Below are 23,189 nucleotides of genomic sequence, written 5' to 3' on the forward strand. Positions count from 1 at the left end.
TATGCTACCCAATATCAATTTAAATTTATTACGGTCTTTACATATTTTATTGCATGAGGCGCATGTTAGCAGGGCGGCTCAGCGGCTTTATATTACCCAGTCGGCACTTAGCCGTCAGTTATCTCAATTAAGAGAATTGTGTCGTGATGAGTTATTAGTTCGTCAGGGTAATCAACTGGTTTTAACCCCAAAAGCAGAGCAATTAAAACTAAAGCTGGACGCTTTATTTAATGAATTTGAGCATATTTTGGAAGATTCAACATTTGACCCGGCTAATTGGCAAGGTGAGTTGGTTATTTCTTCGAGTGATTATATTGCGCAGTATGTTTTACCTGATATTTGCGCCCGTTTAAGTGAGCAAGCACCTGAGTTAAAAATTACCTACCGGCTTTGGCAGCCGAATTATATTGGTCAGTTGCATGAGCAGGGAATTGATATTGCCTCAACTATTTTGCCAGAGAAACCTGCGGGTGTATCCAGCACTTATATCGGGCAGGATAAATCGGTTGTGGTGATGTCTAAGTTGCATCCGCTGGCGGTTAAATCCAAGTTAACGCTTAAAGAGTTTATTCAATACCCGCATATTAAAATTACCGGTGGGGCAGATAAAGATTCGGGGATTGAACTTAAACTCACCCAGCTAAACCTCAAGCGTCATATTATGTTGCAGGTTCCGTTTTTTAGCGCGGCGATAAGCCGTTTGCAATCTACTCAATTTTTGATGGTGATCCCGCTGCATATCGCCAAACATCTTGAGTTGTTATGGCCCATTATCTATCGCGATTTGCCATTTGAATTAGACAGTCATCAATATTGGTTAGTCTGGCATTCTAAATTTGATAATGATATTGCTCATAAATGGGCGCGTGAGCAAATTGTAGATACTCTGCAAAATAATCAACACTCCATTCATTTGGATGACTAATTTTTACTTTCCTTACTTTCCTTACTTTCCTTTTTACGCTTACCTTTCTTACTTTTCTTTTTCTAGGATTTAAATATTTCATCAATAGGCCATGATTTTAAATCATGGCTATGATGATAAAGTTTGATTTCACCTCATATTAAAACCAAAGCTAAAATGGAATAAATTCGGAGGTAATCATGACAATCGCATTTTATTTTTCACTATTAGCCATTTGTTTACTGGGGGCAATGTCACCCGGTCCTAGTTTATATGTGGTTGCTAAAAATACCCTTGCGGGTGGGCGCTTAAATGGTATTGCCTCGGCTTTATCGCATGCTTTAGGTATTGCTGTTTATGCCATATTTGCGGTTAGTGGGCTGGCTATTTTGCTTGAACAATACCCAGTTATTTTTAAGACGATTAGTTATTTAGGGGCTATTTATTTAATTATATTAGGCGTTAAAGCTTTATGTTCTAAACAGGGGATTGAGCACAATTTAAAATCGGGCCAAAGTATTTCTGCATGGGCTGCGGCAAAAGAGGGCTTTTTAGTGTCTGTTTTAAATCCCAAAATAGCTTTATTTTTTATTGCTTTGTTTAGTCCTTTTATAAATCAATCTCAAAGTTTAACGGATAGATTAATTTTGGTTATTACGCCCGTTATGCTAGATGGAATATGGTTTTGTTTTGTCGCAATTTTATTATCTAGCCCTTTGATTATTCAGTATATTCAGCAAAAATCTCGGTTTATCGATAAATTTTGTGGTGTTGTTATGCTGGCTCTGGCCACTAAAATTTTATTGTCTTGATACTCGTATTTTTAGATAGCTGAATTCAAGCTCCGATAAAATTCATTATTTACTTAGCATGCTAACTAATATAAACTAAATATAGTTAGCAAGCTAAGTAGTTGGGTTTTATATGTCTTCTCATTCATTAGGTTCATCACAGGTGAATTACCATACATTCGATTTGTCTATTTCATTACAAATGGGCAGGGTACACAGAATTTGCCGCGATGCTGTTACGGCTGCGGTTGAGCCTTTAGGGTTAACTCAATCACGCTGGACTGCTTTAGTCCATATCGACTATTTATCTGAAGGGGTCACCCAGCTTGAATTAGCACAGAGTTTAGGCATAGAAATGCCATCACTCACCCGCACATTAAAACAATTAGAAGAACAAGCGCTGATTATTCGTAAAACAGGCGAAGAAGATAAACGCAGTAAACATATTTATTTTACTGAAAAAGGGCGCGCGCTATTAGATCAGCTTCAGGTTTTATTGATCGATATTAAAGAAAAATTGTATGGCAGTTTGAGTCATCAGCAAATGCAATTAATGGCGAGTGGATTGGTAGAAATAGAAGCCAATGCTCGCAAGCTGATTAACGACTTAACCCCTATAAATGAATCCACCCAAAGTAAGGTTTAAGATGACACCAGATCAAAAATTTAATCGTTATGTCAAAATATCTTTAGTTGGTTTTGTACTGGTTTTTGTTTATTACATTATTGCCGATATTTGGCTGCCGGTAACGCCGCAAGCGAGAGTTTATCATCCGGTTGTACAAGTGGCGCCCCAAATAAATGGCCGGATCACTCAAGTGTTAGTGAAAAACCATCAGCGTGTTAATGCTGGAGATATTTTATTTAAAATAGATGATGCGCCGTTTAAATTAGCTTTAGCACAAGCTGAATTAGCGCTGGATGATGCAAAGTTAACTAATCAGCAAATAAATAGCCAAATTGCCGCAATTACTGCCCAGATTGAAGCGGCAAAAGCTCAGTTAAACGAGCAAAAGTTATTAAAGCAGCGTGCTGAAAATTTAATTAAACAGCAAGCAATCTCGCAGCAGCAACGCGATAATATTTTAGCAAATTACAAAGTGAGCAAAGCTAATTTATTATCGTTACAGGCGCAATTAAGCGAAGCCAAATTAAAACGAGGGGCAAAAGGTGAAAATAATTTAACTGTGCGCCATGCACAAAACCAAATTGCTCAGGCAAAACTCAATTTAGCTTACACTCAGGTTAGAGCGGTAAGCTCTGGGGTAGTGGCTAATTTGCAATTAACCGAAGGTTTATATGCAAAAAGTGGTCAGCCTTTATTGGCTTTGGTATCACCACAGATTGATTTAATAGCCGATTTTAGAGAAAAATCTTTATTAAATATGCATCCGGGCAGTTTGGCAAAAATTACATTTGATAGCCGTCCCGGAGCCGTTTTTAATGCCCATATCAGCAGCTTTGAAGCCGGTGTTAGTGATGGTCAGTTAACCGCCAATGGCTTATTAACCGAAACTGAAAAAAGTAATCGCTGGGTACGCGACGCTCAGCGCCAGCGCATTCATTTGCAACTAACCGACAATCAAGCTGATGTATTAAATCAGCTACAAAGCGGTGCCAGAGCAACTGTTCAATTATTACCACAATCCAGTGTTGGTCAGTGGCTTGGCAGTGTGCAAATCCGGTTTATTAGCTGGTTACATTTTATTTATTAACTCACCCGAATTAGGACTCGCTCAACTTAGTATATTATGCAAAATAATCTTCCGGTATTAGATCAAAATGGGTTAAAACAAGCACTTAGGATCGCAGGTGGCGCTACCTTAGGGTTTACCATTTGTAAATTAATGGCGTGGCAAAACGGCATATTTTTTACTATTTATCCTATGCTGTTACTGGGTTTAGTACCTGTGTTAAATCGGAATATTATTCGCCAGTTTGTGGCCAGTGCAGCATTTAGCGCATTGATTGTTCTGGTGGTTCAAGGCTTATTTAATCATTTGCCTGTGGTGATGATTTTAATTAGTTTTCTGGCGTTTGCGGTATTGTTTTATCAAATGAGTACAGGGACGCATTTTTTATTTGGTGCAACCGGTGTGGTCAGCTTATCCATTCAGCTTAACTTTGCCAGTTATGTCACCGAAACCAGTAGTATTTATCCGCTGATTATTAGCAATGCGGTGGCGATATTGTTATCTATTGTGATTGCTGGATTAATGCACGGTATATTTGCCGATGTGGCTCCAAGACAAATACGTTCACGACCCGCAAAAGATAAATCAAGCATTCGTCACGAAGTATTATTATGTTCAAGTGTTGCGACTTTATCTTTTATTGTATTTCAGTGCTGCGATTTACAGGATTCAGTTTCGGCGCAGGCAGCATCGGTTTTGGTTTTGTTTTCACTTTGTTGGAAAGCAGCAGGCATGGCTGGCTGGACCCGAGCAGTCGGCACTTTAATTGGCTGTAATATTGCACTGCTGGCGCAATTATTACTTTATGATTTAACGGATGTTTTAATTTTTCCGGTGCTGATTTTATGGATATGTTGTTTTATTTTTAGCCGTTATCATATTTTGGGTGGCGGTATTCCCGGTGTCGGGTTTGGCGTTTTAACCACCTTTGGTATTTTATTTGGTCAGTCGTTAGGGCCAAATCAGGATTTGGTATACAGCGCTTTATATCGCTTTTCGTCTGTCAGTGTTGCGATTATTGCCAGCTTAATGGCTATTTTTGTGGTGCACTCGATTTTAAATAAATTTGAGTCTACCCGACATCATACTTATCACTAAATTCGTTATAATCAATCATTCGGTTAGCATGTTAGCGTCATTAAGTTTACAAAAAAGCTTTATCGGCTTGTCATAAAACCCTGCCAAAGTGGCTGAGTTCTTTATAATTTTAATAGCTAAAAGAGAATTCAAATGCCATTTATTTCACGCCGCGATTTTATTAAAAATACACTTGCCGGATTAGGCGCAGTTTATGTTTCGACTGCTTTAACCGGTTGTAATGTAAGTTTAGATTTAACCGATGACAGTTTAGAAAAAGCTGACTTTTTACACGGGATTGCATCGGGTGATCCGCTGACTAACAGTGTTATTTTATGGACTAGAGTGACCCCCATTAATGATCAGCAAACATCTGTGCAAGTTGCGTGGGATGTTGCACTGGATAAAAACTTTACTCAGGTAATAGCATCTGATGTTGGCCAGGCAAAAGCCAGCGCCGATTTTACTGTGAAAGTGGATGTGCAAAATTTACCTGCTAATAGCCAGCTTTATTATCGTTTTCGTAGTCAGAATAATCAGACAGAAGTTGGTCAAACCCGAACTTTACCTGATCAACATGCCGATTCATTAGCAATGGCGGTGATGTCTTGTTCAAATTATCCGGCTGGTTATTTTCATGCTTATCGCGCAGTTGCAGAGCAAGCCGCAGAGCTTGATTTGGTGCTACATTTAGGTGATTACATTTATGAATATGGCGCAGGTGGTTATGCGTCTGAAGCAGCTGAACAAATGAATCGAGTTGCTATGCCACACAACGAAATTATTAGTTTAAGTGATTATCGAACCCGTTATGCCCAATATCGCAGCGATCCGGATTTACAGGCTGTACACGCTGCATTACCTTTTTTAGTGGTGTGGGATGACCATGAAATTACGAATGATACTTGGACTGATGGCGCAGAAAACCATAACGAAGATCAAGGTGAAGGTAATTTTTATCAGCGTAAAATGGCGGCATTACAAGCCTATTTTGAGTGGCTACCAATTCGACCAATCGAGGGCAATGAGTTAGATGAGCCATCAAGTATTTATCGTCAGTTTGAGTGGGGCAATTTAGCAAATATTTTAATGTTGGATACCCGTAACGAAGGCCGTGATAAACAATTAGCTATGACAGATTTTATCACTGAAAGCGGATTTGATTTTGCAGGTATTGCAAATGCTGTGGCAGACCCTAGTCGTCAGTTATTAGGTGAAAGTCAACAAATTTGGTTAGAGCAAAAACTGCAAAACTCAACTGCAAAATGGCAGGTATTAGCTCAGCAAGTATTAATGGGGAAAATGTACTTACCGGGGGCGATTGCAACTCAACAATTATCTATTGCTCAATATGCAGAATATGCCGGTTTAGCTGTGCTAGCACAGCGCATTTCGGCAAATGATCCGGCTTTAACGCAAGCTGAAATTGATTATTTTACAGCGAATCAGGCAAAACTTACCGAGCAGGTTCAAGCATTATTACAATTGCCGGGTTTACCTTATAATTTAGATGCGTGGGATGGTTATGCAGCGCAGCGTGAAGCGGTTTATGCTGCGGCTAAATCAGCCAATGCCAATTTAGTTGTATTGGCTGGTGATACGCATAATGCATGGGCAAATCAATTAGTTGATCAAAATGGCGATGCAGTTGGGGTAGAGTTTGCCACTTCATCCGTAACTTCTCCGGGTTTAGAAAGCTATTTAGGCATTAATGAAGCTGAATATGCAGCGACTGAGGCTGGTTTAGTGCAATTGGTTAATGATCTGCAATATGTGAATGTTGCTGACAGAGGCTTTTTAATTATTAAAGCCGATCCGGAAAAAATGACGGCTAACTGGCAATTTGTTAGCGCAATAACTCAAACCGAATTTAGCTTGCAAAGCGAGCGGGCTAAAACTTTAACGATTTATGCTGATAACCCTACTCAAATGAGTTAAATCCATGATTGGCTAAAAGCATAAAAAATTGTTTTTGATCAATGTTTAAAAAGCATTAAGACCATACAATGCCTCTGACCATTCGGAGGCTTTTTATGCAAGTTCATCAATTATTTAACCAAAAACTACTCAATAAATATAATACCAGTGGGCCAAGATATACCTCATATCCAACTGCGGTAGAATTTAGCGCTGATTTTACTCAAGCTGACTTTGAATTTGCGGTTAAGCAGTCCGGTAAACAAAATCTCTCGCTTTATTTACATATTCCATTTTGTCACAGCCTTTGTTATTACTGCGGTTGTAATAAAGTGATTACTCGTCACCGAGAAAAAGCTGATATTTATTTAGATCATTTAATCGCAGAAATTCATCAACAAGCCCCTTTATTTGCCGGTCATAGCGTTAAGCAAATTCATTTAGGGGGTGGTACTCCCAGTTTTTTAACCAAAGCTCAAATGAGTCGGTTAATTGATGAGTTAAAACAAGCTTTTGTGATTGAGCAAAATGCTCAAAACAAAGTGGAAATGAGCATAGAAATAGATCCTCGGGAAATTGAGCTGGATTATATTGATCACCTTGCGGCTGTAGGATTCAACCGTTTAAGCATAGGTGTGCAGGATACAGACAAAAAAGTACAAACGGCCATTAACCGTCTGCAAAGTACAGAGTTTATTGCCTCGTTAGTAAGTAGAGCCAAACAGTTTGGTATATCATCGGTTAATTTAGATTTAATTTATGGCTTGCCACATCAAAATCAGGCCACTTTTGCTAAAACATTAAACGATATTTTAGCAATGGATATAGACAGAGTTTCCTTATTTAGTTATGCACATCTGCCACAGCGTTTTGCTGCTCAGCGAAAATTAAAGGATGAATGGTTGCCAAATGCTCAGCAAAAGCTCGATTTAATGCATCAAGCCATGCAAAGTTTAACTCAAGCTGGTTTTGTGATGATTGGCATGGATCACTTTGCCAAACCGGACGATGAATTAGCCATAGCGTTGAAACAGGGGAAATTACACCGAAACTTTCAAGGTTATACCACCCACGGCAACTGCGATTTATTAGGGTTAGGGGTTTCATCTATTAGTGCTGTTGGGCGCAGTTTTAGTCAAAATGTAAAAGATTTAAAAACCTATTATCAGGCAATTAATGAGCAGGGCAGTGCGCTTGAAAAAGGTTTTAAATTAACTCAAGACGATATCATCCGTGGCGAGGTTATTCGCTCACTAATGTGTAATTTAGTCGTGGATAAACGCAAAATCGAACAAACCTTTGCCATTAAGTTCGACCATTATTTTGCCGATGAGCTTAAAAATTTAGCGACTTTTATCAAAGATAACTTAATCACACTAGATACTAACTTAATTTCAGTCAACGCCAATGCTTGTTTGTTTATCCGCAATATTGCGATGACATTTGATGCTTATATGCAAAAGCATTTAAACCAACAAAGATTTTCACGGGTAATTTAACTGAATTAGCTATTTCTGGCTGTTATTTAGGCAAACAGACCAGAAAAGCCCATTTTATTCAAAAAACTTAAACCCAAGGGTTGCCGGATGGGATTAAGTTAGCTATTATCCGCGCCACTTCAAGACGTTACCTCAGTAATGTGTTTGCACCTTTATGGTGGCTGTAGCTCAGTTGGTAGAGCCCCGGATTGTGATTCCGGTTGTCGTGGGTTCAAGTCCCATCAGCCACCCCATTTTTCTATTCTTGTTTTAATCAACACTTAATTTAAAAATACACCCGAAATCAAAGTGATTCCCCTGTTAAATTAGCGTGGGTTCAAGTCCCATCAACAACCCCATTTTCTATTCTTGCTTTATTCAAAACTTAATTTAAATATAAACCCGAAATCAGAGTGATTCCCCTGTTGAATTAGCGTGGGTTCAATTCTAATCAACAACCCCATTTTTCCATTCTTGCTTTATTCAAAACTTAATTTAAAAATACACTCAAATCAAAGTGATTCCCCTGTTGAATTAGCGTGGGTTCAAGTCCCATCAACAACCCCATTTTCTATTCTTGCTTTATTCAAAACTTAATTTAAAAATACACTCAAATCAAAGTAATTCTCTGTAAAATAGGTTTGTAGATCGGCATTTATGCCGTTGAATGACTTATAGTGAGATAACCAATAAAAACTTTCCACTTAAACACTCACAGCGAGACTTAATTCGCTATTTTATCCGCGCATTTAAAATCAGTTTTGTTACAATGCAGCCAGAATAAAATTAATAAGTAGGCTGCACCTTTGTTTCAAGCTGATACCTTTATTTTTAAAAATACCGATTTTGATTATGCCCACAATCAACTTAATTTAAATTACCAGTTTGGTGATTATCATTTTTGTGAAACGCTCAGTTTTGATAGCACTCAAATTCAACTGGATTTAACTCAAACTTCAATTGCAAAAGCCATTAATTATCTGCATTTGGTTGCAGGTGTAAGCTATTTTAAATTACAGCCATTTGCCAGTATTGAGCTTGAAACAACCCAATTAAACCAGCTTGAAGCCGACTTTTTTAAAAAACTTTATATTAACGGTTTGGCTGAGTTTGCTTACCGTAATAATTTAGATATTACTCAGGGCTGTCATTTTCCTATTGCTGCTCAAGCGAGTTTATCTGAGCCACAAAGCCAAACCATTACGGATTTATCTCAAAAAAAATCCCAACATGCATTAGTGTTGATTGGTGGCGGTAAAGATTCGCTGGTCAGTATCGAGGCTCTAAAACAAGCTGGTAAAAAAGTCACTTTATTTGCCGTGAATCCGGTGCAGCCGATTTTAAATTGTGTTAAACAATCTGGTTTACCTTTTGTTGCAGTTAAGCGGGTGCTTGATCCTCAATTATTTAAATTAAACGAGCAGGGCGCGTTAAACGGGCATGTACCTATCACCGCCATTATTAGTTTTACGGCTTTTATTGTCGCTCAAGCATTAGGATGTGATGCCATTATTACCTCTAACGAAGCCTCCGCCAATGAAGCGACTCTGGTGAAAAACGGCGTTGCGATTAATCACCAGTACAGTAAATCGTATGAATTTGAACAAGATTTTACCGGTTTTGTGCAGCATTTTGTTAATCCAAATTTAGCTTATTTTTCATTGCTTAGGCCATTTACTGAAATGCGGATTGTGAAAGAGTTTGCCCGTTTTGAGCAATATGATGATGTTTTCACCTCGTGTAATAAAGCATTTAAAATTTACCACCAAAAATCGGATACGCGCTGGTGCTTAGCTTGTCCAAAATGTCATTTTGTCTATTTAATGTTTGCCGTTTCCGGTATGAATGAAGCTCGCTTAAATCGAATATTTAATGGCAATCCTCTGACTAATATTGATTTTCTGCAAGATTATAAAGAGTTATCGGGTTTAACCGAGAGCAAACCTTGGGAGTGTGTTGGCGAAAAATTAGAGTCGGCTGCGGCTATTTATTATTTAAGCCAACAAGCAGAATCAACTGATTATCCGGTTATTAAAGCATTAGCGAATCAACTTGTGCAGGCTTATGGTGAAGAAAAACTACAGGCAGCTTTAATTAGTTTGCTAAAAGTTCGTACCCCTCACGCGATTCCAACCGACTATCAGGGATGTTTTAGTGATGTCTGATTTAATCCAGCTAAATAAAATGACAGCGCATGAAATTGCTAAAACAGGCAAAGTGGTTATTTGGGGTTTTGGTCAGGAAGGTCAAGCTTGTTATCAATATTTGCAGCAAATTATCGCAAGTGATCAAATTTGGATTTTAACCGACGAATACCAAGCCGAACTGGCTGAACAGCCGCAATATATTTATGCTGAATCTGGTTTGGCACAATTAGCGGCTGGCGATTTTAACCTAGTTATTAAAAGCCCGGGCATTAGTTTGTACCGCAAAGAATTAATTGCAGCACAGCAAAATGGCAGTGTGGTTTCATCGTCTACTAATTTATGGTTTGAGCGCTACCCACAGGCCAAAACCATTATTGTCACTGGCACTAAAGGCAAAAGTACCACCGCTAGTATGCTGGGGCATTTAATGCAGTCAATCGGTTTAAAGGTCGTTGTTGCTGGTAATTTGGGCATTCCGCTTATTTCAGTAAAACCAGCAGCAGATTACACTATATTAGAATTGTCCTCTTACCAGCTTGCTGATTTACAAGCACATTGTAGTGCATATATTTTACTTAATTTGTATCAGGAGCATGTACCTTGGCATACCTCGGCAAAACAGTATTATCTTGATAAAACTAAACCAGCACGCGAGCAACATTGTGATTTGTTAATTTGTAATGCTGAATCAGAGCTAACACAGCAATATTTAATTGAACTGGCAAAACAACAGGGCATTGAGTTACAGCCTGTGTATTTTAATCAATTAAACAATAAGCAAATTCATCAAGCCCAAGGGTTTTATTGCCGGAACAACCAAGTATTTTATCAAGAAGAAGTTTTACAGTTTGAATTTAATTTAAAAGGTGAACATAACCTTAAAAATCTAACTGCCTGTCTAACCTTAATGCAGGCATTTAACTTAAACTGGCGTGCCGCTTTGCCACAGCTTAACCAATTTAATGCACTAGCACACAGGTTAGAAGAGCATGTACTGGACAGTGGCGTGATTGCGGTGAACGACAGTATTTCAACTACGCCAGATTCAACTTTATGTGCACTTAATTGTTATGTTAACAAGCCGGTTTATTTAATTTTAGGTGGACAAGAAAGAGAGCAGGATTATCAACCCCTTATAAAACAGCTTAATCAATTTTCGATTAAACATATTGCTTTAATCGGAGTTACTGGTAAACGAATTGAGCAGTTATTAAATCATCAAAAACCAGCTTTTAGCTTTAATTATTATCAAAATTTAACGCAGGCATTGGCTATTATAAAGCAGCAAGCTCAGGCTGGTGACGTTGTATTATTGTCGCCCGCAGCGCCCAGTTTTGGCGAGTTTAAAAATTATCAGCACAGAGGCGAGCAATTTTTAAGTCATCTCAACGCTGAAAAAATCCGTTAATTTCAATCAATTTAATGTATATTTAATAGACAAACAGTCATTTTGAGTTTAAATTTTTTGATACTAATAAAAAAAGTTAACTACACTAAGTTAGTTGATTGATGTTAATGGAATACAAAATGACTGATGTAGCTAAAAACGAAGATAATAAATCCAGCCATACGCCTTCTGCTGTCGATGAATTAACCCAACTCAGGCAAATTGTTTTTGGTCAGGCTCAGGCTGAACTGGAACAAAAAATAGCTAACTTGCAAACATCTCTCGATAAAGGTTTTTCTTCACTTTCAGCCGATATTAATCACAGGTTTCAAAAGCTGAACGAGCAAATCGATCAAAATTTTGCTGCAATGGAAGACCGAATTCAGTACGTTGATAAACAGCATGAAGATAAATCAGACAATATTCACACCGAGTTGAATAACCTAGCTGCAGAGCATGAAATGTTTGCGGCCAGTACAGAAAAAAATCTTGAACAGTTAAATAATGAACTGGACAAAGAAGCTAACCAGTTAAAAGATAATTTTTCACACGAACTTGAGGCGCTTAAACAGCAACTTAACAAAGTGTCGGCAGAGCTTAGTTCATCTAAAACAGACAGAAAAACCCTGGCGAATTTACTCTCAACGATGGCAAATAATCTGCAAGACGATCAAGCATAATGAGTTTGGAAGTACCGCCGGATAAACATTCGGCTGATCAAGCAAACCATGCTCAGGCTGAGTTAGATAAACTCAGGCAGATTCTGCTTGGTGAAGACCAGCAGGTTATCACCCAAACCATTCAAAAGCATGCTCGCGCTGTGGTAGCGGATGTGGTGGTTGAAGCCATTCACGATCGGCAAAAAAAGGATGAATCTTTTAATCATATTTTACAGCCCACGGTAGAAAAAGCAGTTGAGCAATCGGTTGAAAATAACAGTGATAAATTTGTTGGTTATTTATATCCAATCGTCGGTAGTTTAGTGCGTAAATCGGTAAAAGCATTTTTGGCCGATTTTATTGAAAAAACAAATCAGTTATTAGAAAACAGCTTAACGGTCAAAGGATTAAAGTGGCGCATTAAAGCGCGGCAAGCTAATTTATCTTTTGCCCAATATGTTGTTTCTCAAACCTATATTTATCGGGTAGAGCATTTATTTTTAATTCACCGCGAAACCGGATTATTACTAAAGTCGGTTGATTATCAGGCCGGAAATTATCAAGATCCGGACTTAATTTCATCTATGCTGACCGCAATTAATGATTTTGTGAGTGATTCGTTTCGACAGCAAAATGGTCAGGCCGAAGAACAGCTTCATACGGTAACAACCGACAATTTTACTTTAGTGGTTCAGCCTGGTCCGCATGCAATGTTAGTGGCTGCGGTGAGTGGTATTTTACCGCCAGATTTATCTGATTTAATGGCGCAAAAGCTGGAACAAATCCATAGTTTATATAAAACAGAACTTAAAACCTTTAACGGTGATAACTCAGGTTTTGAGGCTGTAGATAATCAGCTTAATGAATGTTTATTAGCCCAGCAAAAAAGCAGTGACAATCAAGCGAAAAAACCTTGGTTAGCTTGGGGGCTATTAACCGCAATTATTGGTTTTATGATGTATTGGGGCTGGTGCAACTGGCAGGCACACCTGCTTAAACAGCAGGTTAATCAACTGGACAATACTCCCGGTTACAGTATTTTAAATTTAAATGTTGATATAGATTTATTGCAGCGTAGCCAATTAAAACTCAAACTTATCCGCGATCCAAATACGCTAAGCGTTAATGACTGGTTAGCGGTACATCAGCTTAAATTTGATAAGCTTGATATTCAAGAAAAGCTATTTCATTCACAAGCGCCTGAAGTGATTGCGCAAAATATTAAAAGTTTAATAAGCCAGTTTGCTAATTTACAGTCCAAATTGAGTGAAGGTAAGTGGATAATTTCCGGTAAATTAACTTATCCGCAATATCAGCAATTATCTCAGGGGTTAACTGCGCAGGGGTTAAATCAGGCTCAGCATTTTGATTTAAGCGCGGTAGCATTAGCCGCTACCCCATTAACGCAAGCTCAGCAAAGCGCTGTGCAAATGCAAAGCTTTTTACAGCAAATATCCAAAATTAATACGGTACAGCTTAATTTTGAAGTGGCTAAAGTTGAGCTAACACCAGAAATGCTCTCTATCGTAGAAGAATTGCATCAGGATTATCAACATCTACAAACACAAGCTAAACTTTTAGGGTATAAACTACGCTTAATTGTTATCGGAACGAGTGATTCAAGCGGTAATCAATTTATTAATCAGAACTTAAGTGATGAGCGTTCGTTAAATGTGAAACAAGCTTTGATCAAATTTGGTGTAAAGCCTGGAGAGATATATACAAGTGGCATTGGCCAGCTGAATATTGAAGATCCAGATGTTCAGGCAAGAAAAGTATTATTTAATGTGATTTATCTTTAATCATTTGCTATGGAATAGGTTGTAAGTATGATTCAGAAAAAAGTCTGTTTATTGGGGGCATCTAGCGTCGGTAAAACCAGTTTAGTTAGGCAATTTGTTGAAGGCATTTTTGATGAAAAGTACTTAACAACTATCGGCGTTAAAATTGACAAAAAAATAGTAGAGTTAACTGACCATCAAGTTCAGTTTTTAATTTGGGATATTGAGGGTGTAGATCAATACGCACAGTTTCAGCAAAGGTATTTACGCGGTGCCGCTGCTGTAATTATTGTGGTTGATCAAACTCGCCCTCAATCTTTATTAGATGCGATTGATATATTTACACTTGTTAAACAAAGTATTAGTTGCCCATTTATACTTGCTCTCAATAAGGCTGACTTGGCAGAAAACCTATCCTGCATAGAAGATAAAAAAGAAACGTTTGAAAAGCAGTTTTCATTTTTGTATAGAACTAGTGCAAAAACGGGTGACCAAGTTGAACAAATGTTTACTGAACTTGCAGAGTTTTTATGTAAGGAAGCTGGATAATGAATGAACTTTTAATGGATGCGATCATGCACACGGGTCAGGCTGTTTTTGTCTGTCCTGATTTATCTCAAGACCAACTCACTTTAATTGCAGGTCATGCAGACTGGGTATCTGATATTTTTCCTGAGATTGTCTTACATCAACCTTATCCTATTATCAAAGCTAAAAGTTATTTTTTGCAAGATTTTTTTGTTGATGCTAAAAATCTCTGGGGGCAGGTGAATGTAGGGCAGTTTAGCTCTGGTTTTTGGACTGAAGTTTATTCAGAACAAAATTTACACTTAGACGCACAAGCTATCAAAACGCCACAAAGTAATTTATTAATTATTCGTAATCAGGCTGAATCTTACATACAAAAGCAGTCAACTCTACAGACAGCTCGAAATATTTTGTTGGCCAATGATAATTTACAAGCGCAATACGAACATTTACACGAACGTTTGAATAGTTTGTTATATACCTCTAAATCACTCAATCATTTATTCACGCCGGTAGTGTCAGCAGTTGAAAATGCTAGTATAGGTGTCATTATATTGGATGCTAGCTTTGAGGTTATTATTGAAAATCCTGCTGTTTATAAGGTTTTTGATTACTCTTCTGTGAAAAAACCAGGGTTAGGTTCACCAACCCAAATTATTTTAAAGTTAGCTCGCTCACAATTACCAGAGTTTGAGCGTATCAGGGAAATTGGAGAAAGTTGGAGTGGCGAGTTATGCTGGATGAAACCACCCAATACATTAAAGTGGCTAAAGGTTGCGGTTTATCCGGTTAAAGATGCTAATCAAAATATAAAAAATTGGTTGTTTTTTATTAATGATATTAGCCGTGAAAAATATTTATTGCAAAGAAATGAAAAACTGACCCAGCAAGACGTACTTACTGGCTTAGCTAACCGTTATGCTTTTTGGCAATATTTAGAGCATCAAGTCGATACACAACAACCTTTTTTTCTCCTTTATATAGATATTGCTAATTTTAAGCAGATTAATGAGTTTTATGGTCATAGTGAAGGCGATAGGTTATTAATTGAATTAAGTAAAAGATTAGATAACTATATTGAAGAAAATGATTTTTTAGCCAGAGTTGGAGGAGATGAATTTTCAATTGTTTTAAATAACTTAAGTGATATTAAAACATGTCAAAAAGCATGTGAAAAAATCATGTCTATAACTCACCAACCTTTTTACACAGAGAAAGATGAATCTTATCTAGTTGGTCTACAAATTGGGGCTGTACATTACCCTACAGATAGCTCTACGGCTGAAGAACTCTTAAAATTTGCTGACTTGTCTGCTTATAGTGCGAATAAAAAAGTGAAACATTCAATTGTATTTTATTCGCAAGAGCTAAAAGAGGCATCTCATCGAAGAATCGAAATAGAGCAAGCTCTGCGGCATGCTATTGAAAATGACGAGTTATTGCTTAACTTACAACCAATTTTAAATTTAAGCACAAATAAAATAGAAAAAGCTGAAGTTTTAGTTCGTTGGAACCGCCCAGGGGAAGGGATGGTTATGCCTTCAGAATTTATTGAAATCGCAGAAAAAACCGGTTTGATTGTGCCCTTGGGTAAATGGGTTTTTAATAAATCTGTAGAATATTTAACACAGCTTGAGCAACTTAATTTAACTACAAAATTATCTATTAATTTATCGCCATTGCAGGTAATAGATAAATCATTTTTTGGTTTTATAAAGAGCACTATAGAACAGCATCAAGTAAACCCCGAATTTCTCGAGCTAGAGGTCACTGAAAGTAGCTTAATTAATGATTATAATCAAGTGTTTAAGTTACTAACTCTGGTTCGTGGGTTAGGTATTACGGTATCGGTGGATGATTTTGGAACTGGTTATAGTTCGTTGGCTTATTTAAAACGATTACCGATTGATATTTTAAAGATCGACCGGTCTTTTGTGCAAGACATTGTCACAGACCCAAATGATAAAGCAATTGTTATGGCGGTTATTGCAATGGCACATCAATTAAAACTAAAAGTGATTGCGGAAGGGGTTGAAACAACCGAACAGCAAAACTTTTTAATTGAAAATCAGTGTGATTCAGCCCAAGGCTACTTATTTAGCCGGCCGCTTGGCTTTGAGCAATTAAAGCTATTATTAGAGCAATGCAGCTCAGTTGATTGTAAATAAGCATTAGTAAAACAGTGGTGAAACTATAAAAATATTTTTGTATCGCTCTGTTTTATATAATTTATGATTGATTTTTTTTATTAATACACTGCTGCATAGCTGACTCTATATCTGTAAATCTAAAATGATAACCAGCTTCTATTAATCTACTAGGGTGTACTGCTTGGCCTTTTAAAAGTAGAACTGACATTTCTCCAAATAACAGTTTGGCCATAAAAGAAGGCATACTAAACAAACATGGGCGCTGCAATTTTTGAGCTAATGTTTGGCTAAACTCCTTATTGGTTACTGGTGCAGGAGCTGTTAAGTTGTAGATATCTCGACATGTATCATTGAAAATTAAAAAATCTATAGCACTAACTACATCGTCTATATGAATCCAAGACATCATTTGATCACCACTACCAATTGGCCCCCCTAAACCCAGTTCGTATGCTGGACGCATCTTTGTTATAGCACCTCCACGGCGAGCTAAAACAAGACCAGTTCGGATAATACACACTCGAGTTTGTGATTCTATTTGTCGCGCAATTTTCTCCCAATTTAAGCAAACTTGATGAGTAAACTCAGGATTGATTTCATGTAGATGTTCATCAATGACTACCTCCGGTTTGTGGCTACCGTAAAAGCCAATTGCTGAGCCGGAAATAAATACTTTTGGTTTATAGGATGACTGAGATACTCTATCGACTAACTCTTGAGTAATTTCCCATCGACTATTACAAATTCTCTGTTTTTGTTTGTTTGACCAACGTTTATTCGCGATTGGCTCGCCGGCTAAATTAATTATCACATCAAAATGAAAGTGATTAATTAAATCTAGTGAGGTATAGGCATCAATATCATGTCCTAAGATTTGAAAAGCTTTACTTGGAGCACGGGTCAATACGCTAATTTGATGATTAGGTTTAAGATGCCGAATTAAATTCCGGCCTATCAAACCAGTGCCGCCTGTTAATAATATCTTCATCTTACCTCTTACAACAATGCAGGTTAAACAAGTTGTTAGTACTTAAGATATAAGCATAGTTCAATTTTTAAATAAGCTGAACTTGAGATAAATAAACGATTAATTAGTTGTTTAGTTTTAATTAATCAATGGTCCGGCTTAAACTTAGCGACACCGAATCGGCAAACCTAAGTGCATGGGGTTTATCAACTTCAACCTCAGCAAACTCAACCCAGCTATGTTCACAAGCTATATCCAAAATATCATTAGTGAGTTTTTCTAGCAGGTGAAATTTATTGTTTTCAACTAATGCGATAATACGTTTGGTGATGGAACGGTAATTAAGCGCATCGTCCATATTGTCTGAATTAGTAGCGTTATCGGCACTGTAGTGAATAGTGACATTAATAATCACATCTTGCTTATTCTGAATTTCGTCTTGCTTTATGCCAATATAGGTTCTTAGTCTTAGATTTTTTATTTTAATTTTTGCTATGTTATTGTGTTTCATTTAGATTATATCCCAATGTTTTTTTATTGATTTAGCAATAATTCCTGACATTATACTCATTAAATTACGTCTCATGTTGAATGATGGATCATTTTTATGCCCTTTACTCAAAATCCTGCGGTTAGATTATTACTCACCTTAGCTGCACTGGTTGTTATTTTGGCCGGTATTAAAACATCGCAACAGCTAGTTGTGCCTTTTTTATTATCTTTATTTATCGCTATTATTTGTCAGCCAGTCATTAATTTTTTAGAAAGCTTTAAAATTCCAAAAGTATTAGCGGTGACCTTGGTTATTTTGGTGATAGTAACGCTGGGCTTTTCTTTGGCGAGTCTAGTAGGACAGTCACTTAATAGCTTTAGTGAAGACCTGCCACAATATAAAGAAAAACTCCAAGGCGAAATTGGCTGGTTAACTAACAAACTAGCTGAGTTTAATGTGCATTTAAACCGTGAGCAGTTTGTTGAGTATTTTGACCCCGGAGCCGCTATGTCGTTGGCAACCAATATGTTGTCCGGTTTAGGAAATACATTGGCAAATGTATTTTTAATTTTGATTACCACAGTCTTTATGTTGTTTGAAGCCAATGCAGTACGGGAAAAACTACAAACTGCTTGGAAAAAACCAAATCAGCATATTGATCGGGTATATCGCTTTTTACGTTCGGTTAATCATTATTTAGCGATTAAAACTGTCATTAGTATTGGCACGGGTATTTTAGCTGGGCTGTTATGCTGGACAGTTGGGGTTGATTATTTTGTTTTATGGGGCGTTTTAGCCTTTTTATTTAATTACATTCCAAACATAGGTTCGATCATTGCAGCGATTCCTGTTGTTTTATTAGCTTTAATTCAGGTTAGCCCATTGGCTGCGGGGATAACGGCAATTGGCTATGTGGTGATTAATACCGTGATGGGGAATATTGTTGAGCCTAAATACATGGGACGTGGCTTAGGTTTATCCAGCTTAGTTGTATTTTTATCTCTTATTTTTTGGGGATGGCTATTAGGAACAGTCGGGATGTTATTATCTGTACCTTTAACTATGGTGGTTAAAATTGCAACAGAAGCGTCTGATTCTACCCGTTGGTTTGCGGTTATGTTGTCTAACCAGCAAGAGCTGGAATATATGGAGAATAATAAAAACCAACCTCAAGAACAGGTGGAATCTGAAGAAAAGCAAGCATAAATATTAACCTAAACAGTAATAAATATTTTATTTGGGTTTGAGGTATAAAAAACGCAGAGTTGAATCACTTCAAGTCTGCGTTTTTTACAAAAAATCTAGTTTAAATTAATTAACCAATGAGTTGTCCGGATAATTTAATTTTAAAACTTGATATGTATTGTTATATAAATCTTTAAGTTCTAATTGATCATAGCTAACTAACATCATTTCTAAAGCTCGTTCAACCTGATCTGTATCCCCTAAATTTTCAAGTACATATTTAGCTCGGTTAGCGGCGGCAACATAGGCGCTGCGGCGCATATAATATTCGGCTACGGCCAGTTCACTTTTGGCGATAAAGTTTTTCGCAAATATCATGCGCTGGCGGGCATCTTTGGCATACTGGCTCTGCGGATATTGAGTCACAATTGTATTAAAGTCGTTAAATGCGTCTCTGTGCTCTGTAATATCGCGGTCAAATCTGTCAATGCCAACCATTTCCTGTAAGGCATTTTGAGCGGCTTTAAGGTTAGTTAAACCGCGCATGTAATACACATAATCAATATCAGTATGAGTTGGATTTAACTTTAAAAAACGGTCGATAGAGGCAAGCGCCTGACTAGTATTATCGGTTTTATAATAAGAATAAATCAGATCAAGCTGAATTTGGTGCGAATAAGGCCCAAACGGAAAGCTGGCATCCAGCGCTGATAAAATTTCAGCAGCGCGCACATAATTGCCCTGAATTAATAAATCTTTTGCTTCTAAATATTGTGATTCTACTGCGGATTGTTCTGCAACTACAATTTCGTCAGGTGCACTTGAGCAGCCTGCAAGCACTGATAAGGCCAATGAAGAGGCGATTATGGTTTGCTTTAAGTTCAACTTGACTCCCTCTTTTTTAAAAAATTATGAGTTCACCCCAATTCGGGGGTACAATTAGGTTTTTGCGCATTCTAACTCAGGGTGAGCAAACTTGCACCGTTTAATCAGTAATATAACCAGAGACTCATTATGATAGAACAAATTTCGTTAACCGGAACTATACCAGAACACGCAATCGGTAGTCGGTTAGATCAAGCAATTTCAGAATTGTTCCCTGAATATTCTCGTTCTCGGTTAAAAGAGTGGCTTTTGGCGGGGCAAATTACCGTAAATGGGGTTGTGGCAACTAAACCCCGTGAAAAAGTCATTGGCGGAGAGTTAATTGAAGTAAACGCCGAGCTTAAAGTTGAAGTTGAAGATGTTGCCGAAGATATTGAATTAGACATAGTTTATGAAGATGACGATATTTTAGTTATCAATAAACCCGCAGGGCTAGTGGTTCATCCGGGAGCTGGTAATCGTCGTGGTACTATTTTAAATGCTTTACTGCATCATTACCCTGAAATTGAAGCTGTCCCAAGAGCGGGTATTGTGCATAGATTAGATAAAGACACCACAGGGTTAATGGTGGTTGCCAAAAATTTAATTGCGCAAACTTCATTAGTTGCTCAGTTACAAGATAAAACGGTTACCCGCGAATATGAGGCTTTAGTGAATGGTAATTTAACTGCTGGTGGGGTTGCGGATTACCCAATTGGTCGTCATCCCGATAAAAGAACCATAATGGCGGTCGTATCCGATGGTAAACCTGCGGTCACACATTTTAGAGTGGCAGAAAAATTTAGAGTGCATACCCGTTTACGTTTGCGTTTAGAAACGGGTCGAACTCACCAAATTCGTGTTCACATGGCACACTTAAAACATCCTTTAGTGGGCGATATAGCTTATGGTGGCCGAGCACGCCCACCAAAAGGCGCCACGCCTGAATTTATTGAGCACTTACGCGGTTTTAGGCGTCAGGCTTTACATGCGGCTATTTTGGAACTTGAGCATCCGGCGACCGGCGAGTGGATGCAATTTGAGGCCGAAATTCCTCAAGACATGCAAGCGATGACACTTGCATTACGTGAAGATACTAAAATAAACGGACTAAAAGATTATTAATATTGATATTAATGCTTACATTGATCCTCGAATGAGTCGCCAAAGCTATGTTTTCAGTTAACTGGCCAGTGCCACCGCACGTTAAAACTCTGCAAACAACCCGATTAAACGGTATGAGTAACGCGCCGTTTAACAGCCTGAATTTGGGTGCTCATGTTGGTGATAAATTAGCAGATGTCACAACCAACCGAGCAAAACTGGCAGTACCGCAGCCAGTTTTATGGTTGAATCAAACTCATAGCGATAATGCGCTTGAGTTACCGTTGGCAGATTATAGTATTTTGGATAAACCTGCCGATGCGGTTTATAGTTTTAAACCTAATCAAGTTTGCGCTGTGATGACAGCAGATTGTCTGCCGGTTTTATTAACCGATACTCAGGGTCAGTTTGTTGCGGCTGTACATTGTGGTTGGCGTGGTTTGGCAAGTACAATTTTAACCAAAACCTTGGCAAAAATTAGTCAAAATATTGCTTATGATCCGGCTAATATCCTAGTTTGGTTGGGGCCGGCAATTGGTCCACAGCAATTTGAAGTAGGCGCAGAAGTTAAATCAATATTTAGCAAGTTAAATCCAGTTAACTCAACGGCGTTTAACGAGCAAAGCAATGATAAATATCTGGCGGATATTTATCAGCTTGCCAATAATGAGTTAACGGCTTTGGGCATAAAACACATTTTTTCAGATTATGAATGTACCGTGTCGCAACCTGATAAATATTTTTCGTACCGGCGCGACGGTATAACCGGCAGGCAAGCCAGCTTAATTTGGCTAGGACCCTAATCGGTTTTTATACTGACATTCAATTAAATTCAAGGTATAAAACCATACATAAAAATCGGAGTTAAGTATGAATCCAATTATTCAAACATTAAAAGACTTAAATATCAGCGATGAAAAAATAGCTGAGTTATTCACCACACTAACTGAAAACCCAACTATGGCAATGAGTACCATTCAGTCGTTAGGGTTACCGCCAGAAAAATTACAAGGCTTAATGATGTTAGTGATGAGTAATCCTGCATTAATTAAAGAAGCAGTCGATGAGTTAGGTTTAGACTTTAGTAAAGTTGAATCGGCTAAAGCAAAGCTGGGCTAAGCATTATTAAACTAATTTTCAGTTATTCTCTACCTTTATTTAATGGTTTATGAGGCTGGAGAATAACTCTATTCTATTTTTTATTATCTGAAATTTAATATTTACCCATACTTACCTTAACGTACATTGAGATACCAAAAAACAGCAGGGTATTATTTATTGTGGGTAGTGACTTGGTTATTAAATTTGACCCTTTAATAGCTTTATTGTTTAATCAATAATAAGTCTATAAAACAGGGAGCAGACATATTGAGTCTGTTGAGTGAATTAAAGCCTGGATCTTCGGTCAGTGTCAGTTATTTAGACGTTAGCCATAAAACTCAGAATATTCAATTAATATATGTTGGTTTAATTGAAGATGAGTATCTCATTTTACGTTTTCCCAATCAGAGAGTTTATGTTAACAGTAAAATAGGTATAGCCCCTGGAGCTCATTTATCATTTAAAATTATGCTGGCGCAAGAAAGGCTGAATGTTTTGACATTTAAAGCTTCATCTTTAGGCCTTTCTAAATTAAGAGAACCAGTACTATTAGTACAGTATCCAGAGAAAGTGTATAGCCAGGCTCTCAGGACACAGCCTAGGTTATCTGTTGAAGCAATGGCTGAATTGGTTATTGTTGAATCTAAAGAATCTTTTTTGACTATGGTATCTGATTTTTCTTTAACAGGATTGAAATGCAGCTTTAATCTGACAGAACAGCAGGAAGCAGCTTACAATAAAGAAAAGATTGAGGCTCTAGTTGATCATAAAGTCAAAATCAACTTTGGCGTGAATAATGACTTTGAATCTGATTTTGAAGTTACAGGTACAATTAAGAATGCTCGCAAAAATGGTAAAATAATGGTGGGAGTTCAGTTTGATGCAGCTAAAAGTGATCTAGTTAAAACTGTTTTTGCAATTTTATTAATGCGCTTACATGGCTTATAAGCGCATTTATCAAC

General features: G+C 37.6%; 21 protein-coding genes and 1 tRNA gene. 19 read left to right on the forward strand and 3 right to left on the reverse strand.

Annotated elements, in window-relative coordinates:
• Position 1: 1 nt before the first annotated feature.
• The 14 genes from N7931_RS08580 to N7931_RS08645 all read left to right on the forward strand — a co-directional run bounded on the left by N7931_RS08580 (position 2) and on the right by N7931_RS08645 (position 16,531).
• On the forward strand, positions 2-925 hold the full coding sequence (locus N7931_RS08580) for a LysR family transcriptional regulator (RefSeq protein ID WP_262793387.1): 924 nt from the start codon (positions 2-4) through the stop codon (positions 923-925).
• Between the two features lie 179 nt (positions 926-1,104).
• The gene (locus tag N7931_RS08585) at positions 1,105-1,716 is read left to right on the forward strand and encodes a LysE family translocator (protein WP_262793389.1); all 612 of its coding nucleotides are present in this window, start codon (positions 1,105-1,107) and stop codon (positions 1,714-1,716) included.
• 112 nt (positions 1,717-1,828) lie between these two features.
• On the forward strand, positions 1,829-2,341 hold the full coding sequence (locus N7931_RS08590) for a MarR family transcriptional regulator (protein ID WP_262793391.1): 513 nt from the start codon (positions 1,829-1,831) through the stop codon (positions 2,339-2,341).
• 1 nt (position 2,342) lies between these two features.
• On the forward strand, positions 2,343-3,410 hold the full coding sequence (locus N7931_RS08595; protein ID WP_262793393.1) for an HlyD family secretion protein: 1,068 nt from the start codon (positions 2,343-2,345) through the stop codon (positions 3,408-3,410).
• A 36-nt stretch (positions 3,411-3,446) separates the two neighbouring features.
• Positions 3,447-4,487 (forward strand): DUF2955 domain-containing protein, encoded by a 1,041-nt coding sequence (locus N7931_RS08600; RefSeq protein WP_262793394.1) that lies wholly within the window; start codon positions 3,447-3,449, stop codon positions 4,485-4,487.
• A 132-nt stretch (positions 4,488-4,619) separates the two neighbouring features.
• On the forward strand, positions 4,620-6,404 hold the full coding sequence (locus tag N7931_RS08605) for an alkaline phosphatase D family protein (protein ID WP_262793395.1): 1,785 nt from the start codon (positions 4,620-4,622) through the stop codon (positions 6,402-6,404).
• A 95-nt stretch (positions 6,405-6,499) separates the two neighbouring features.
• Positions 6,500-7,882, forward strand: coding sequence for an oxygen-independent coproporphyrinogen III oxidase (gene hemN / locus N7931_RS08610; RefSeq protein ID WP_262793397.1), 1,383 nt, complete (start codon positions 6,500-6,502; stop codon positions 7,880-7,882).
• Between the two features lie 157 nt (positions 7,883-8,039).
• Positions 8,040-8,115: transfer RNA gene (locus N7931_RS08615), tRNA-His, on the forward strand.
• Between the two features lie 552 nt (positions 8,116-8,667).
• Complete coding sequence (locus tag N7931_RS08620) at positions 8,668-10,026, forward strand: hypothetical protein (protein WP_262793398.1); 1,359 nt, start codon at positions 8,668-8,670, stop codon at positions 10,024-10,026.
• Entirely contained in the window at positions 10,019-11,416 is a 1,398-nt protein-coding gene (murD, locus tag N7931_RS08625; protein ID WP_262793399.1) for a UDP-N-acetylmuramoyl-L-alanine--D-glutamate ligase, read from the forward strand. Before N7931_RS08620 ends, murD begins: the two co-directional genes overlap by 8 nt.
• 119 nt (positions 11,417-11,535) lie before the next feature.
• On the forward strand, positions 11,536-12,075 hold the full coding sequence (locus tag N7931_RS08630; protein ID WP_262793400.1) for a hypothetical protein: 540 nt from the start codon (positions 11,536-11,538) through the stop codon (positions 12,073-12,075).
• Positions 12,075-13,856, forward strand: a complete 1,782-nt coding sequence (locus N7931_RS08635) for an OmpA family protein (RefSeq protein ID WP_262793401.1) — start codon at positions 12,075-12,077, stop codon at positions 13,854-13,856. Before N7931_RS08630 ends, N7931_RS08635 begins: the two co-directional genes overlap by 1 nt.
• 27 nt (positions 13,857-13,883) lie before the next feature.
• A complete protein-coding gene (locus N7931_RS08640; protein ID WP_262793402.1) occupies positions 13,884-14,384 on the forward strand; it encodes a Rab family GTPase in 501 nt (166 codons plus the stop codon).
• Complete coding sequence (locus tag N7931_RS08645; RefSeq protein ID WP_262793404.1) at positions 14,384-16,531, forward strand: EAL domain-containing protein; 2,148 nt, start codon at positions 14,384-14,386, stop codon at positions 16,529-16,531. Before N7931_RS08640 ends, N7931_RS08645 begins: the two co-directional genes overlap by 1 nt.
• 61 nt (positions 16,532-16,592) lie before the next feature.
• On the opposite strand, the gene N7931_RS08650 is transcribed toward N7931_RS08645, so the two are convergent.
• Positions 16,593-17,501 (reverse strand): TIGR01777 family oxidoreductase, encoded by a 909-nt coding sequence (locus N7931_RS08650; RefSeq protein WP_262793406.1) that lies wholly within the window; start codon positions 17,499-17,501, stop codon positions 16,593-16,595.
• A gap of 121 nt (positions 17,502-17,622) precedes the next feature.
• Positions 17,623-17,991, reverse strand: coding sequence for a dihydroneopterin triphosphate 2'-epimerase (gene folX, locus N7931_RS08655; protein ID WP_262793408.1), 369 nt, complete (start codon positions 17,989-17,991; stop codon positions 17,623-17,625).
• A gap of 96 nt (positions 17,992-18,087) precedes the next feature.
• On the opposite strand from folX, the gene N7931_RS08660 reads away from it, so the two are divergent.
• The gene (locus N7931_RS08660) at positions 18,088-19,179 is read left to right on the forward strand and encodes an AI-2E family transporter (protein WP_262793410.1); all 1,092 of its coding nucleotides are present in this window, start codon (positions 18,088-18,090) and stop codon (positions 19,177-19,179) included.
• Between the two features lie 105 nt (positions 19,180-19,284).
• Here N7931_RS08660 and N7931_RS08665 read toward each other — a convergent pair whose 3' ends face one another.
• Entirely contained in the window at positions 19,285-20,043 is a 759-nt protein-coding gene (locus N7931_RS08665) for an outer membrane protein assembly factor BamD (RefSeq protein WP_262793411.1), read from the reverse strand.
• Between the two features lie 129 nt (positions 20,044-20,172).
• Here N7931_RS08665 and rluD point away from each other — a divergent pair, with 129 nt between their 5' ends.
• The 4 genes from rluD to N7931_RS08685 all read left to right on the forward strand — a co-directional run bounded on the left by rluD (position 20,173) and on the right by N7931_RS08685 (position 23,175).
• Complete coding sequence (gene rluD, locus N7931_RS08670; RefSeq protein ID WP_262793412.1) at positions 20,173-21,147, forward strand: 23S rRNA pseudouridine(1911/1915/1917) synthase RluD; 975 nt, start codon at positions 20,173-20,175, stop codon at positions 21,145-21,147.
• Between the two features lie 47 nt (positions 21,148-21,194).
• A complete protein-coding gene (pgeF, locus tag N7931_RS08675; protein WP_262793413.1) occupies positions 21,195-21,929 on the forward strand; it encodes a peptidoglycan editing factor PgeF in 735 nt (244 codons plus the stop codon).
• Positions 21,930-21,996: 67 nt separating this feature from the next.
• Positions 21,997-22,245 (forward strand): DUF2999 domain-containing protein, encoded by a 249-nt coding sequence (locus N7931_RS08680; RefSeq protein WP_262793414.1) that lies wholly within the window; start codon positions 21,997-21,999, stop codon positions 22,243-22,245.
• Between the two features lie 258 nt (positions 22,246-22,503).
• Complete coding sequence (locus tag N7931_RS08685; protein ID WP_262793415.1) at positions 22,504-23,175, forward strand: PilZ domain-containing protein; 672 nt, start codon at positions 22,504-22,506, stop codon at positions 23,173-23,175.
• The last annotated feature ends 14 nt before the right edge of the window (positions 23,176-23,189 follow it).

This window comes from Catenovulum sp. 2E275 (assembly GCF_025515275.1).
Taxonomy (GTDB): Bacteria; Pseudomonadota; Gammaproteobacteria; order Enterobacterales; family Alteromonadaceae; genus Catenovulum.

Excerpts from the sequence above, each read along its gene's own strand:
- N7931_RS08650 (WP_262793406.1), bottom strand. The coding sequence starts at position 17,501 with ATGAAGATATTATTAACAGGCGGCACTGGTTTGATAGGCCGGAATTTA.
- N7931_RS08590 (WP_262793391.1), top strand. The coding sequence starts at position 1,829 with ATGTCTTCTCATTCATTAGGTTCATCACAGGTGAATTACCATACATTC.
- N7931_RS08595 (WP_262793393.1), top strand. The coding sequence starts at position 2,343 with ATGACACCAGATCAAAAATTTAATCGTTATGTCAAAATATCTTTAGTT.
- N7931_RS08585 (WP_262793389.1), top strand. The coding sequence starts at position 1,105 with ATGACAATCGCATTTTATTTTTCACTATTAGCCATTTGTTTACTGGGG.
- folX (WP_262793408.1), bottom strand. The coding sequence starts at position 17,991 with ATGAAACACAATAACATAGCAAAAATTAAAATAAAAAATCTAAGACTA.
- N7931_RS08600 (WP_262793394.1), top strand. The coding sequence starts at position 3,447 with ATGCAAAATAATCTTCCGGTATTAGATCAAAATGGGTTAAAACAAGCA.
- N7931_RS08680 (WP_262793414.1), top strand. The coding sequence starts at position 21,997 with ATGAATCCAATTATTCAAACATTAAAAGACTTAAATATCAGCGATGAA.
- N7931_RS08635 (WP_262793401.1), top strand. The coding sequence starts at position 12,075 with ATGAGTTTGGAAGTACCGCCGGATAAACATTCGGCTGATCAAGCAAAC.
- murD (WP_262793399.1), top strand. The coding sequence starts at position 10,019 with ATGTCTGATTTAATCCAGCTAAATAAAATGACAGCGCATGAAATTGCT.
- N7931_RS08645 (WP_262793404.1), top strand. The coding sequence starts at position 14,384 with ATGAATGAACTTTTAATGGATGCGATCATGCACACGGGTCAGGCTGTT.
- hemN (WP_262793397.1), top strand. The coding sequence starts at position 6,500 with ATGCAAGTTCATCAATTATTTAACCAAAAACTACTCAATAAATATAAT.
- N7931_RS08630 (WP_262793400.1), top strand. The coding sequence starts at position 11,536 with ATGACTGATGTAGCTAAAAACGAAGATAATAAATCCAGCCATACGCCT.
- rluD (WP_262793412.1), top strand. The coding sequence starts at position 20,173 with ATGATAGAACAAATTTCGTTAACCGGAACTATACCAGAACACGCAATC.
- N7931_RS08660 (WP_262793410.1), top strand. The coding sequence starts at position 18,088 with ATGCCCTTTACTCAAAATCCTGCGGTTAGATTATTACTCACCTTAGCT.
- N7931_RS08605 (WP_262793395.1), top strand. The coding sequence starts at position 4,620 with ATGCCATTTATTTCACGCCGCGATTTTATTAAAAATACACTTGCCGGA.
- N7931_RS08580 (WP_262793387.1), top strand. The coding sequence starts at position 2 with ATGCTACCCAATATCAATTTAAATTTATTACGGTCTTTACATATTTTA.
- pgeF (WP_262793413.1), top strand. The coding sequence starts at position 21,195 with ATGTTTTCAGTTAACTGGCCAGTGCCACCGCACGTTAAAACTCTGCAA.
- N7931_RS08640 (WP_262793402.1), top strand. The coding sequence starts at position 13,884 with ATGATTCAGAAAAAAGTCTGTTTATTGGGGGCATCTAGCGTCGGTAAA.